This is a genomic window from Providencia stuartii, from assembly GCF_029277985.1.
Lineage (GTDB): Bacteria > Pseudomonadota > Gammaproteobacteria > Enterobacterales > Enterobacteriaceae > Providencia > Providencia zhejiangensis.
Genome location: NZ_CP119546.1, coordinates 3865707 through 3879029, shown reverse-complemented (window position 1 = coordinate 3879029; position 13323 = coordinate 3865707). Strand labels below are relative to the sequence as shown.

Below are 13323 nucleotides of genomic sequence, written 5' to 3'. Positions count from 1 at the left end.
CAGGAATAAATATGCCATTAGTAAGCGTCATTGTCCCAGTATATAACACTAGTAAATACTTAAAAAAGTGTATTGATAGTATCCTTGCTCAAACACTAAAAGATATTGAAGTAATTATTGTAAACGATGGTTCTACCGATGATAGCTTATCTATCATTAACCAATACTCTGATGATAGAATAGTTATAATAAATAAAGAGAATGGTGGATTATCATCCGCTAGAAATAGTGGGATAGAAGAAGCTAAGGGAGATTATATTCTTCATGTTGACAGCGATGATTGGATTGATGCTGATTATTGCCTAGACACTTATTGTTACGCAAAAAAAAATGACATTGATATGGTTATTACTAATTTAAATATGTTATGGAATGGTATTGAAAAAGAAATAAAATCTATTGAAAATTTACCGACAAAAGAAACAATAACAAACTTAGAATACTTGGATTTTTGGAGTAAGAACAAAGTTATCTCTAGCTGTGTTAATAGGCTAATACGAACATCTTTATATAAAGATAATGATATATTACACCCAGAAAATATATCTTTAGGAGAAGATTTAGTAACTACACCAAGGTTATCTTTTTATTCTAAGAAAATTGGAATTATCGATAAGGCATATTATAATTACATTCAAAACCCCGAAAGCATAATGAATTCAGGAACAATACGCAAGATATATGATATGATAAATGTATTTTCTATATTAGATGATTTTTTCGAACAAAAAAAAATAAATATGAACACTAGCTATCTTAAAGCTTATTATTATTCTACGTTAATATCTAGAAAATATGATGTTAATGATGTGTTTTATAATGAAGCCATAAGCGAGTATATATGTTTTATGAAGAAAAGTAAAATACCATATCAACTTAACTTACATAGTGTAAAATTCATTCTAATTAAGATCCTATTGAATATTAGAGGTACAAAAAATACGGTTAAGTTTATTAGAGATATAAATTGCTTTTTCATTTCAATAAAACATCATATTAGAGCCTATCTCAATAAGAGGTAAATTCATGAACTTACCCAGCTATATCAATGCTTAAAAGTCAGGCTGTATAAGGTTTTGGTTATATCGATAATATATTTTCCATGAAGTAATTAATCCCTATTGAGATAGGCTCTTAATAAATAAAGATATAATATGTCAAAGAATTTAAGTTATTATTTTTTATGCATACCTCCATTGTTCTATTTAAATATTTTTGGATATGATAACATTGGCTCTATATTATCATTGGTTGGTTTGATCATAGCAATTATTTTTTATTTTCCTTTTAATTTAAACCTTAATCCAAAAAAAATAACATTATTATTTTTTATTTTTATTTTTATATTTTATTTATTTTCTAACAATATATTACTTAACCCTCAATTAAATGCATTTTCTGGCACTTACTGGTGGATTTATCTTTTTATATCAATATTGATATTCTCTCCTCCACCAAAAAGGCTACTAGAAAAATTATCACACTGTACGATTATTACTAGTATTTTTATTTTGCTTTTGGATTGTTATTATCGTTTCTTTATTAATGCATTAGAAAAAAAGGATATAGCAAGATATGCTTATAAATTCGGATTAATTGATATGGACTCAAACTTTTCTGGTATTTATGCATCCTTGATTTTTTTTTATTGCTTATTTTTGCGTAAAGTTTGCTATAAATATACTCTAATTTATATGATAGTACTGTATATGCTCGTATTATCTTCTTTATCATTAGCAGCTATATCTATTACAACTATCTTATTTATCTATTTCCGTTTATCTAAAAAGATTAAAATATATTTATTACCTATCGGAATATTTTGCATGATATTATCATCATCATTCATTATTCACATGATAGAAATGGATACTAGTGGTTCTACTAAAATCAATTTTATTAAAAGTGGATTTGAAATGTTGATATCTCGTGATATTTTTACAATATTATTTGGAACAGGCCTTTTTAGTGTTAAGTTAAATGGATTTGACCCGCATATTGTTATATTGCAATTGCTATTGCAGTTAGGATTAATTGGGTTTATATTATATTATCTGATTCAGATCATTCTCATAATTAATTACAAACGTATTCTTATATATGTGGTACTTCCTTTTTTTCTTATTGGCCTTTCTGTTGCCTCAATTTCTAGTCCTATATTCACTACTATTATTATTTTGTTATACTATCAATCTTTTTATATTCAGAACGATGACTCTAAATTCCATGTTCCTTATAGAGAACTAATTAATAATTAATGGCTTATATTTTATGAAGATAATTGCTTTTTTAGGTGAGAAGTATTTTCACTATAATAACGAATATTTTGCAGAACCAACATCAGCAGCTTTCTTACAAAAAATGCTAGATGATGGAAAAACTAAAGAAGAAATTATTTTAGACAAACCAGATACTGGTTTACATATTAATAGTTTTATCTGGCGAGAAATGCATGATTTTTCGGAAGATTGCGTTCTAATGGTTTTAGCAAGCGAACTATATGATGAAAGGGTCGTGTATTCAATATAGAGATCATCACAATAGGTAATGCTCCAGCTCGATGAATGTGCCGATGATTTTGTCATGCATTTCAGGCGACTTAGAGTAACCTAACGTCTTACGGTTAAGACGCTTTAAGCGATTTCTTAAGTTCAAATTCTCTCTTTCTATTCGTTGGGTATAAAACTTACTTGCTACGTGTTTTTGTTTAGGTAATATCTCATAAGTACTGAACTTATCCGTGCACCAAAAAGCCACATTAAACCGAGACAGTAAAGCCAGTAACTGGCGAAGGGTTCTCTTGTTTCGACGACCAAACGTATGAGCAATAATACGTTTTAGGCGGGGCTCCCACGCATACCAAAGCCAGCGTTGTTGCTTCTTATTAGCTACAAAAGACCACTGTTCATCGACTTCGCAAAGAAGTTCAATGTGCAGATTATCAAGAGGTAAAGAGGTTACCTGCCTCGGCGAGAGTTTTTTAAAGTGCGAACAACCGCATTAATGCTGATATGAAGAACTCTAGCGGTATCACGAATACCGGCATTATTCATCGTGAGGTCGATAATTTTATCTTTGGTACCGGGCTGGCAGGCTCGATACTCATAGTCGAGTTGGAAGCTTCGGCGGCAGTCTTGGCAGCGATAATGTTGATGACCAGCGCTCCCTAAGCCATGTTTTTTTACTGGGGGCGTTTGTTGACAAAATGGGCACCTTACATCAACTTTAGCCATGAATATTCTCCGGTAAATTACCCTATATTACAGGTTAATCACCGGATTGAATACACGACCTGATGAAAGTGATTATATTCGTGACTATAATGATTTTTTAGAAGAATGCAAAAATGTTTATTCATCCATTAAGTGACGTCCAAAGCCAAAATATTGGTGATGATACTCGTATTTGGCAATTCAGTGTGATCCTAACTGGTGCACAAATAGGTAGCAATAACTATTCAATTTAAAAACAATATACTTTATTTATAATATGTGAGCTTTCATGAAAATTATTAACATCGGTCCAATTTGGTTTCATAAAGGTGAAGGTATCTCCGAGGTTATAATAAACCATCATTTATCATTTTCTAATTTAGGTATAGATTCAAAGTTAATTCAAACTAACTATTATCAAACTACTACCCTTCCAATAAATAATATATCATTATTTAATATTGCAGAAAAACAAGCAGAAAAACCCAAACGACTATTAGACCTATTTAAATTATTGCACCAAGAAAAAGGTGCTACTTTCATGATTCATGGATTATTTCAATTAAGAGTTCTATTAGTTATTATTTTTCTTTTTCTAACAAAACAACGCTATGTGATAATACCCCATTCGTCGTTATCTATACATGCTTTTGAAAAAGGTTCTGCTACTAAGCGAATTTTATATCGTTTTTTATTATGCAAATTATTAAAAAAATCCAAATTCGTTATGTACCTTAATGATGATGAAAAAAAGAACGGAGTCTACATAAATAAAAATACTGAAATTTTTCCCAACGGTATTACAACTAAGGAAAATACTTACATCACTTTCATAAAGGAAAAAAATAAAACAGTAAAAATGATATATTTAGGCAGATATGATATAAAACATAAAGGATTAGACTATTTACTAGAGTTTACAAAATACTTAATAGACTATTATCCTAATTTCCATTGGGAGTTAAATATGTATGGAACAGACTCAAAATCAGGTTTATCTTTTATTCATGACTATATTGAAAAGAATGGTCTGACTGATAACATAAAAGTTAACGATGCCGTATTCGGAGATGAAAAAGATAAAGTACTCTCTAATGCTGATATTTTCGTTTTAACATCTCGCTACGAAGGTATGCCAATTGCAATTCTCGAAGCTCTACGCAATCACCTACCATGCTTATTAACTAAAGAAACAAACATGCTTTCAACTTTGAAAGATTCAGGAGTTGCAGAGGAATTTTTCGTTAATGACTTTGACCGCTCACTAATATCATTAAAAAAAATCATGAATAGAAAATCATGTCCTAGCTTTCAGGAAAAGTGTTCATATCTAGTCAAATATGAGTATTCTTGGAATGCTATCTGTAAACGCATAATAGAGCGCTTACATAATTAGTGTTTTTAAGCATACTATTAATAGTAATTAAAAAGTATCTTTATATAGGCATAACTAGATTTGAAATTAATGTTTAATCAACTAGAATCAGGACAAGAGTTAGATTGGGCTCTAATTTTAATTAACTAAATTATTATGAAATGAATAAGGCACAGTAATGGAGAGAAATGTGTATGGAGTATAAAAGTTTAGATATCTTAGTTTCAATAATTGTTCCTGCATATAATGTTGAAAAATATATTACAAAGTGCCTTGCATCTATTTTTGAACAAACATATAAAAATATTGAAGTCATCATTATTAATGATGGTTCGACTGATAACACCTATAAAATAGTTAATTCCTGCATAAAAAATGAAAAAAGAGCTCGTGTTTTAAATACACCTAACTCTGGAGTAAGCTCTGCTCGAAATAGAGGGATTAAAGAATCTATAGGTGAATATATAGTTTTTGTTGATGGTGATGACTATTTAGCAAATGATTTTGTAAGCTACATGTTAGAGCTTATTACAAATTCAGATGCGGACTTCTGTTTCTCTAAAAATTGCTATACAAGAAAAATTGAACAGCAAGTAAAGAAAGAAAAAATTGAAATATTAAATACTGAAGAAGCCATTTCTCTTTTACTATCTCCAAATGTTGTCGTAGGTTGTTGGAATAAGATATACAAACGTTCCTTAATTGAATCTAAAAAGATATTTTTTTCAGAAGATTTATTTTATGGCGAAGGACTTACTTTTATAATTAATATAGCTCAATCCTGTCAAAGAATTTGCGTAGGAAATAAAAAAGTCTATTACTATAGAAAAAATAATGAAACATCAGCAACTACAAAGTTTGAAATTGAGAAAGTATATAATGGAGAAAAAGCTTTAATTAATATAAGAGAACATTTACCTAAAAAGTCAAAAATGATAAACACTATGTTTAATTATCATTTATGTCTGTATCGGTTAGGAGCACTAGTAAAGTTAAAGTCTAATAAGTTAGAAAAAAATTACTTAACTGATTATAACAGATGGCTAAAGTATATCAGATATAATTCATTTAAGTTTCTATTTTTTAATAAATTATCTTTGTATAGAAAGCTATTAATCATAGCCGGAGCCTTTAGCCCATTTCTTGTATCTAAATTAGATAAAATCAGACGAAAGAATATAATTAACAATAGTGTTGATGGGTGATTTCATATATCCTTCTTTAGAAAATCATGAAATATATAACGTTACCCCTTAATTAAAAAAAATTATTTTTTAGAGTATAAGAATTATAAAACAACTTATACATCTAAAGTCATAATAATTATTTCATATTTACATTCAAACAATATATTAATATTGAATTAGAAAAGGTAGCTAGAGTTATAATGAAAATAGCAATTTTATCCATGCAGAAAGTTGTAAACTACGGTTCTTTTATGCAATCATTTGCTTTAAGAAAAACAATCGAAAATTTAGGTCATGAATGTGAATATATAGATATTGAATTTGGTGTACAAAAAGATGGGCTTAAGCGGGATAAAATTCTTTACTTAAACAAATTCAAAGAACGTTTTCTAAATATTCACTTGATTAAAAATTTCAAACAGCATCGTTTATTAAACAAACGCTTTAATGAAGAATTTTTTTCAGAGTTAGGTATTTTAAACAGGAAATACTCTAGCTACGATACCGTAGTGATTGGTAGTGATGAAGTTTTTAATTTTGCGCAACCCACCCCATGGGGCTTTACTGAACAGCTTTATGGTAATGTCAAAGAAGCTAAAAATGTTATATCATATGCTGGTTCCTTTGGTCATACTACAATGACAGAAATTGAAAAATATGGTGTTAAATCTAATATAACTAGCGCAATGCGAAACATGAAAGCTATATCAGTTCGTGATATAAACTCAGTTAATATTGTAGATTCATTATTAGGGATAAAACCCCAAATGCATGTAGATCCAGTATTCCTCTATGACTTTAATCAACATATGTGTGAGGTTCCAATGAAGGATTATATCATTATTTATACCTATCCTTCTCGAATTTCTAATAAAGATGAAATAAATAGAATAGTTAAATTTGCAAAAAAACATAATAAAAAATTAATTTCTGTTGGCTTTTTTTTTCCTTGGTGTGATGAAGTCATAACACCTCATCCATTTGAGGTTTTGTCATATATAAAAAATGCAGATTACATAATAACAGATACCTTTCATGGAACAATCTTTTCTCTTATTAACAATAAAAAATTTGGCACAATGATCAGAAATACTAATAGTCAAAAATTATCTTCTTTACTCAAAACAATGAAAAAAAGTGAACGTATTATTCATAGCATAGAATCACTAGATATAACACTTACTAAAGATATTACCTATGATGATACGAACAAAATAATTTTACAAGAGAGAGAGCGTTCATTCGAGTATTTGAGAAATAACTTATAATGATAATTTATAGGAACTATAGAATAAATTTCATTTTTTGAACCTCTTATTCGCTAAAGTAGAATGTTATGTTTATTATCGAAGTCAAGTATATTTAAAAATATGATGAGGTAATTTTGAGTGAGCAGTAAAGATTGCATATCTCACAAAAATGTTGCTGTAATTATGAGCGTTTATAAGTCTGATAAGCCAGACTACTTACGGGAAGCTATTGAAAGTATTTTAAATCAAAGTATAGCTAATGACCTTTATTTATATCGCGATGGTATAGTAACGGCTTCATTACAAAAAATACTTGATGAATATGCTACTTCAGGAAAAATAAAGTATTATTCACGAGATAAAAATGAAGGTTTAGCATCTTCACTTAATTATCTTATAGATATTGTCGTTAATAAAAATTATGATTATATAGCCCGAATGGATAGTGATGACATATCCCATCCGAATCGCCTAGAAAGACAATTAGAATATTTTAATTCTCACAAACATATTGATATTTGTGGTACTTTTTGTCGTGAGTTCGGTGCATCATATGCTCTTCAGCAAAAAATCTTGCCAACGTCTCATGAAAAACTGATTAAATTTAGCATTGCACGCTGTCCATTTATTCATCCTTCAGTAATGTTTCGTGCTAAAATATTTGATTTAGGACATAGGTATCCAACAAATACACAGCTAACCGAAGATATGGCCTTTTGGTTTGAATTACTAAAATACCAATTTAAATTTGGTAATATTAATGAGGTATTAATAGATTATCGGGTTACTGAAGATACCGTCACTCGTAGACAAGGAATGAATAAAGCTTGGAGTGAATTTTCAATTAGGCTAAAACATATGTTTATTCTAAGACAAGTATCTATATCTAATTTCCTCTTAGTCTCTAGCCGTTTGTTTTTCCATATTTTACCCTCACCAGTAATTAAATTGGCTTATAAATTTATACGTTAAATATCAATATAGTCTTAGAGTCTATCTCAATAGGAGGTAAATTCATCACCTTACCCAGCCATATCGATGTTTAAAAGTCAGGCTGTATAAGGTTTTGGTTACAGTGATAATATATTTTTTATGCGGTAATTAATCCCTATTGAGATAGGCTCTTATATATCATTTATTACATTTTTAATGGAATATCAATGTATATAATATAGTTGATATGATAGTAGCTATTTGAAAATTAAGTAATAACTTTCCCAGAAATATTCTTCATCATAACCTGCTCAAAACTATATTAATCCCAGTCTAAGTAGGAATAATTGTTGAAAAGTTCGATATCTTATACACTACCTAATACTTAATATTTATATTATAGGATGGTCTTGTGCTTAGTAAGCGTCTCCCACTTACCTTAGTCGCTGTTAGTATTCTCCTGACAGGCTGTACTGTTACCCCTGGTGTCTATATGTCTACCTCGGGGAAAAATGTCGTCGACACTGGCGATCGTGATATTTCTAAATTTGTCGATATCTACCCGATCTCGCCAAAACTATTAGATGAGATGTATACCCCACAGGTTATCGCAAAACCCAACCCAACCCTCGAAAAGCAACTGGCAACCTATGAGTACCGTGTGGGTGTGGGTGATGTATTAACCATTACGGTATGGGATCACCCTGAGTTAACTATTCCTGCCGGCTCTTACCGTAGTGCCGCGGACTCCGGTAACTGGGTGCATTCCGATGGTACTATCTACTATCCGTATATCGGTAAAGTGAAAGTCATTGGTAAAACGGTCACTGAAATCCGTAATCTAGTGAGTAACCGTCTATCGACTTATATCGAATCACCACAAGTGGATGTCAGCATTGCTGCCTTCCGCTCACAGAAAATGTATGTGTCAGGTGAAGTGGCTAAACCCGGTACATTACCGATTACTAACGTACCGTTAACGGTTTTAGAGGCCTTTAATAATGCAGGCGGCCTGACTGAAAAAGCCGATTGGGACAATGTCGTACTCACCCGAAATGGCAAAGAGATAAAAATCTCACTGCAAGCATTAGTTCAGTATGGCGACCTAACCCAAAACCATCTGATGCTACCGGGTGATGTACTATATGTACCACGTAATGACGGGCAAAAAGTGTTTGTGATGGGCGAAGTAGGTCAGCCAAACACCCTAATCATTGACCGTGCTGGCATGAGTATTACTGAGGCACTGAGTAAAGCAGGCGGTACAGATCAAAATACCGCTAATGCAACCGGCGTATTTGTCATCCGTCCAATTAAAAACCAAACCTCGGGCGATAAAGAGCTGGATGCCCTACTGCCGAAAAAAATGGCGGCGGTTTATCAGTTAGATTTATCCGATGCCACTGCCATGGTGATGGGAACGGAATTTAAACTGCAACCTTATGACTTAGTTTATGTCACAGCCGCTCCTGTTGTGCGTTGGAACCGCCTAATCACCCAATTGCTACCAACCATCGCAACTTATAATCAGTTAACCGAAGGTACTAAACGTATTCATGACTGGTAATCCATATGTTTAATAATATTCTCGTTGTTTGTATGGGGAATATATGCCGCTCCCCCACGGGGGAGCGCCTATTACAAGCCCATTTCCCCAATAAAAAAATACACTCTGCTGGCATTATTGCCAAAGACGATCGCCCCGCCTATGAGAGCGCTATTCGTATCGCCCAGCAGCACAATCTCTGTTTAAACAATCATCAATCACGGCGTTTAACCAGTGAATTATGTAAAGAAGCAGACTTAATCCTAGTGATGGAAAACGATCATATTGATAGGATCCATCAACAGTTTCCCGAAACTCGTGGCAAAGTCATGTTATTCGGCCAGTGGCTTAATAAAACCGAGATCCCAGATCCGCATAAACGCAGTGATGAAATGTTTGAACATGTTTATCAACTGATGGAAAAAGCTGTTATACAGTGGCAAGGGAAAATTTAATTTTAATTTTGGAAGGCTTAGCATTTAACTGATTATGAACACGACAAAAAATAGCTCCCCTGCCTCGGACGAGATCGATCTGCTGGCGCTTTTTAAAGTATTAAAGTCCAGTTATCTTAAAATCGGCTTTTTTACTCTGTTTTTTATTTTGCTTGCAGCAGCTTACAGTTTTTTAGCTACCCCTATCTATCAAGCTAATGCGACACTGCAATATGACAAAGCCAGCCAAGTTTCTCTTGTTGACCAAATGAGTGAAATGATGCCTTTGTCTAATAGCAATGGCCAAGTCGATTCCGAAATTGAAGTCATTAAGTCACGAATGGTGCTGGGCAAAACCGTGACTAACCTGAATTTAGATACTCAAATCGCACCGGCAGGCTTTTTTGATAAGCTGTGGGGTGATAAAACTGATGCTGTCGTGGCTCTCTATTTAGTTCCTGAAGACTTTATTGGAAAGCCTGCGACTTTGACCTATTTGGGTGATAACAAATATTCTCTCAATATTGAAGGTCAAGTTCTTGAAGGCACCGTTGGTATTCTCTTAAAACAAGACGATATTAGTTTATTGATTTCATCCTTAGTTGCAGAGGTTGGCCAAGAATTTACCTTAGTCAAAAATGCGCGTTATTCAACCATTGAAAACCTACGTAACACTTTAACTATTGCAGAAGTGGGTAAAGGAACCGGTATTATCAATATGGCCATTAAAGGTGCCGATAAAACCGAAAACGTGCAAATCTTAAACAGCATTATTCAAAATTACGTCGACCAAAATATCGAGCGTAAAAAAGAAGTCACTAATAATACGTTGTTATTCTTAGATGAGTATCTGCCTAAGATTAAAACCAAGCTGGATAACTATGAAAATCAGTTAAACACTTTCCGTAAAAAGAATGAATCTATCGACTTATCATTAGAAGCCAAATCTGCCCTTGATAGTGCTTTGCAAGTCGAAGAAAAGTTAAATGAACTCACTTTTAAAGAAGTTGAAATTCAGCAATTATATACACGTAACCACCCAGCTTACCAATCACTGCTTGATAAGCGCCAGCAGCTGTTACGTGAGAAAGAGAAAATCAGTAAAGCGATTCAAAAACTGCCGAATACTCAACAACAAATTGTTCGTTTAACCCGTGATGTAGAGTCTGAGCAAGCTATTTACAATCAATTAGTGGCAAAACAGCAGGAACTGAGTGTATTAAACTCAGGGATCACCGCTGATGTGCGTATTATTGACTCTGCTGAGTCTCAACCGAATGCCGTAGCACCTAAGAAAGCATTAATCTTAGTATTAGCTGCAATACTGGGCTTTATTGTGGGTTGTGCATATGTGATTGCTCGTGAGTTCTTTAATAATAAAATTAAAGGCACTGAGGATATTGATGCACTGGGCATCAACGTCTATGCCACTATTCCTTTCTCTACCCATGAGAAGAAATTGATTGCAGAAGGTAATAAACATCCACTCGCACTAGAAAACCCTGCCGATACGGCGGTTGAAGCCATTCGTTCTTTGCGTACTAGTGTTTACTTCTCGGTAATGAACCAAGGTAATAATCTGGTTATGGTCACCAGTGCTTCACCGGGTGTAGGTAAGAGCTTTGTTACCTCCAATATGGCGGTGGTATTAGCAAATGCAGGCAAAAAAGTATTGTTAATCGATACTGACTTACGTAAAGGCCGTATCCATAAAGCCTTTGGATTAAGCAATAAATTAGGTCTATCCGATTATCTCTCACAATCAGATACTAGCCAGCCAAATATTCATAACAGTGTGATTGAAAACCTCGACGTGATTTGTCGGGGTAAGAATGTCACTCACTCTTCTGAATTGCTGATGAGCGAGCGCTTTAAACGTTTACTTGATACGGTGAAAGGTCAATACGATATCGTCGTGATTGATACTGCGCCAATACTGGCAATCACTGACTCAGCTATTATTGGTAAGTACGTTGGGACCTCATTGCTTATCGCCTATTATGGTGTGAACACGGTGAAAGATATTGAGCTATCGCTCAAACGCTTTAAGCAAAACGATATCGAAATTACGGGTGTGATCTTAAATGGTATCGATGCCAAGTCAGACGATTATAATTATGTTTATGAGTACTAGGAAAGTACAATGAAAAACGCAAAAGTATTAGTCACTGGTGGTCTTGGCTACATTGGTAGCCATACCTGTGTACAGATGATCGAACAAGGCATGCAGCCAATTATTTTAGATAATCTCTGCAATGCTAATCTTGAAGTACTAAATCGCATTGAAACCATTACTGGCACTAAACCTATTTTCTACGTCGGTGATGTACGTGATAGCAAAATTTTAGATACCATTTTTGCTGAACATAAAATTGCATCGGTGATTCACTTTGCAGGGCTAAAAGCAGTGGGTGAGTCAGTTCAAAAACCGATTGAGTACTATGACAATAATGTTAATGGTACTTTGGTTTTAATCACATCAATGCAAAAATCGGGTGTAAAAAGCCTCATTTTTAGTTCTTCCGCGACGGTGTATGGTGATCCTGAAGAAGTACCGTTAACTGAAGAATCGAAAGTAGGTGGTACAACCAACCCATATGGTACTAGCAAATATATGGTTGAACGCATTCTTACCGATTTACATATTGCGCATGATGAATGGTCACTGACTTTATTACGTTATTTTAACCCTGTCGGAGCTCATACTTCAGGTTTAATGGGGGAAGACCCTCAAGGTATTCCAAATAATTTGACCCCTTATATTGCTCAAGTTGCTGTTGGTCGTCATAAAGAAGTGATGGTATTTGGCTCTGATTACCCAACTCCAGATGGTACTGGCGTACGTGATTATATCCATGTTATGGATTTAGCTAGCGGTCATATTGCAGCATTAAACCATGTCAGCCATCAAGCAGGCCTACATATCTATAATCTAGGTACGGGTAAAGGAACGAGTGTATTAGAGATGATTGCTGCTTTTGAAAAAGCATCAGGTAAATCTATCCCGTATAAAATTGTTGAGCGCCGCCCTGGTGATATCGCTGAATGTTGGTCTAGCCCTAAAAAAGCATTTAACGATTTGGGATGGAAAGCTCAATATTCAGTACAAGATATGGTTAATGATAGCTGGCGCTGGCAATCGCAGAATCCTAATGGCTATAAATAGATTTATTTGATTTAGGTTAAGATATGAATATTGATATAGATTCTTTTGCTTTATATATTGGCGTTAAGGCAGAGTATTTAGCTATGTTATATAGAACCACATGCGAATTAGAAGGATTACCGTTACCGAAAAGAAATAGGCATGGTAAGGTAAAAATGAGTGAGGTTTTGGTTTTTAAACAACACTTTGAAGATAAAAATAAAGGGGGACAGTCCTAGAT

13 protein-coding genes are annotated in these 13323 nt (G+C 33.3%); 12 read left to right on the top strand and 1 reads right to left on the bottom strand.

Features of this window, described 5'->3' with window-relative positions; genetic code table 11:
* Positions 1 to 11 precede the first annotated feature (11 nt).
* The 3 genes from P2E05_RS17535 (at position 12) to P2E05_RS21975 (ending at position 2529) form a co-directional block, all read left to right on the top strand.
* A complete protein-coding gene (locus P2E05_RS17535) occupies positions 12 to 1022 on the top strand; it encodes a glycosyltransferase family 2 protein (RefSeq protein WP_276122926.1) in 1011 nt (336 codons plus the stop codon).
* A gap of 132 nt (positions 1023 to 1154) precedes the next feature.
* Positions 1155 to 2258, top strand: coding sequence for a hypothetical protein (locus P2E05_RS17530; RefSeq protein WP_269616071.1), 1104 nt, complete (start codon positions 1155 to 1157; stop codon positions 2256 to 2258).
* A gap of 13 nt (positions 2259 to 2271) precedes the next feature.
* Positions 2272 to 2529: a sugar 3,4-ketoisomerase gene (locus P2E05_RS21975; protein WP_415624417.1), complete on the top strand. Its 258-nt coding sequence runs from the start codon at positions 2272 to 2274 to the stop codon at positions 2527 to 2529.
* A gap of 6 nt (positions 2530 to 2535) precedes the next feature.
* Here P2E05_RS21975 and P2E05_RS17520 read toward each other — a convergent pair.
* Positions 2536 to 3233 (bottom strand): IS1 family transposase gene (locus tag P2E05_RS17520; protein WP_272672721.1). Its coding sequence is split into 2 segments (ribosomal slippage): positions 2536 to 2984 and positions 2984 to 3233, totalling 699 coding nucleotides; the frame shifts between segments, so codons are not numbered across the junction.
* 268 nt (positions 3234 to 3501) lie between these two features.
* On the opposite strand from P2E05_RS17520, the gene P2E05_RS17510 reads away from it, so the two are divergent.
* From P2E05_RS17510 to P2E05_RS17470, 9 genes are all read left to right on the top strand, one after another.
* Positions 3502 to 4608 (top strand): glycosyltransferase family 4 protein, encoded by a 1107-nt coding sequence (locus tag P2E05_RS17510; RefSeq protein WP_269616072.1) that lies wholly within the window; start codon positions 3502 to 3504, stop codon positions 4606 to 4608.
* Positions 4609 to 4781: 173 nt separating this feature from the next.
* Positions 4782 to 5792: a glycosyltransferase family 2 protein gene (locus tag P2E05_RS17505; protein ID WP_249890705.1), complete on the top strand. Its 1011-nt coding sequence runs from the start codon at positions 4782 to 4784 to the stop codon at positions 5790 to 5792.
* Positions 5793 to 5974: 182 nt separating this feature from the next.
* Positions 5975 to 7042, top strand: a complete 1068-nt coding sequence (locus P2E05_RS17500; RefSeq protein ID WP_249890706.1) for a polysaccharide pyruvyl transferase family protein — start codon at positions 5975 to 5977, stop codon at positions 7040 to 7042.
* A gap of 120 nt (positions 7043 to 7162) precedes the next feature.
* Positions 7163 to 7996 (top strand): glycosyltransferase, encoded by an 834-nt coding sequence (locus P2E05_RS17495; protein WP_249890707.1) that lies wholly within the window; start codon positions 7163 to 7165, stop codon positions 7994 to 7996.
* Between the two features lie 373 nt (positions 7997 to 8369).
* The gene (locus P2E05_RS17490; RefSeq protein ID WP_269616074.1) at positions 8370 to 9524 is read left to right on the top strand and encodes a polysaccharide export protein; all 1155 of its coding nucleotides are present in this window, start codon (positions 8370 to 8372) and stop codon (positions 9522 to 9524) included.
* A gap of 5 nt (positions 9525 to 9529) precedes the next feature.
* Positions 9530 to 9958, top strand: coding sequence for a protein tyrosine phosphatase (locus P2E05_RS17485; RefSeq protein WP_249890709.1), 429 nt, complete (start codon positions 9530 to 9532; stop codon positions 9956 to 9958).
* 34 nt (positions 9959 to 9992) lie between these two features.
* The gene (locus P2E05_RS17480; RefSeq protein ID WP_272685968.1) at positions 9993 to 12071 is read left to right on the top strand and encodes a polysaccharide biosynthesis tyrosine autokinase; all 2079 of its coding nucleotides are present in this window, start codon (positions 9993 to 9995) and stop codon (positions 12069 to 12071) included.
* Between the two features lie 9 nt (positions 12072 to 12080).
* Complete coding sequence (galE, locus tag P2E05_RS17475) at positions 12081 to 13103, top strand: UDP-glucose 4-epimerase GalE (RefSeq protein ID WP_249890711.1); 1023 nt, start codon at positions 12081 to 12083, stop codon at positions 13101 to 13103.
* 23 nt (positions 13104 to 13126) lie between these two features.
* A complete protein-coding gene (locus P2E05_RS17470; protein ID WP_210838882.1) occupies positions 13127 to 13321 on the top strand; it encodes a hypothetical protein in 195 nt (64 codons plus the stop codon).
* The last annotated feature ends 2 nt before the right edge of the window (positions 13322 to 13323 follow it).

Bases quoted from the DNA above. Each gene is read 5' to 3' on its own strand.
- P2E05_RS17480 (WP_272685968.1), top strand. From the start codon at position 9,993: ATGAACACGACAAAAAATAGCTCCCCTGCCTCGGACGAGATCGATCTG.
- P2E05_RS21975 (WP_415624417.1), top strand. From the start codon at position 2,272: ATGAAGATAATTGCTTTTTTAGGTGAGAAGTATTTTCACTATAATAAC.
- P2E05_RS17485 (WP_249890709.1), top strand. From the start codon at position 9,530: ATGTTTAATAATATTCTCGTTGTTTGTATGGGGAATATATGCCGCTCC.
- P2E05_RS17470 (WP_210838882.1), top strand. From the start codon at position 13,127: ATGAATATTGATATAGATTCTTTTGCTTTATATATTGGCGTTAAGGCA.
- P2E05_RS17535 (WP_276122926.1), top strand. From the start codon at position 12: ATGCCATTAGTAAGCGTCATTGTCCCAGTATATAACACTAGTAAATAC.
- galE (WP_249890711.1), top strand. From the start codon at position 12,081: ATGAAAAACGCAAAAGTATTAGTCACTGGTGGTCTTGGCTACATTGGT.
- P2E05_RS17510 (WP_269616072.1), top strand. From the start codon at position 3,502: ATGAAAATTATTAACATCGGTCCAATTTGGTTTCATAAAGGTGAAGGT.
- P2E05_RS17500 (WP_249890706.1), top strand. From the start codon at position 5,975: ATGAAAATAGCAATTTTATCCATGCAGAAAGTTGTAAACTACGGTTCT.
- P2E05_RS17530 (WP_269616071.1), top strand. From the start codon at position 1,155: ATGTCAAAGAATTTAAGTTATTATTTTTTATGCATACCTCCATTGTTC.
- P2E05_RS17505 (WP_249890705.1), top strand. From the start codon at position 4,782: ATGGAGTATAAAAGTTTAGATATCTTAGTTTCAATAATTGTTCCTGCA.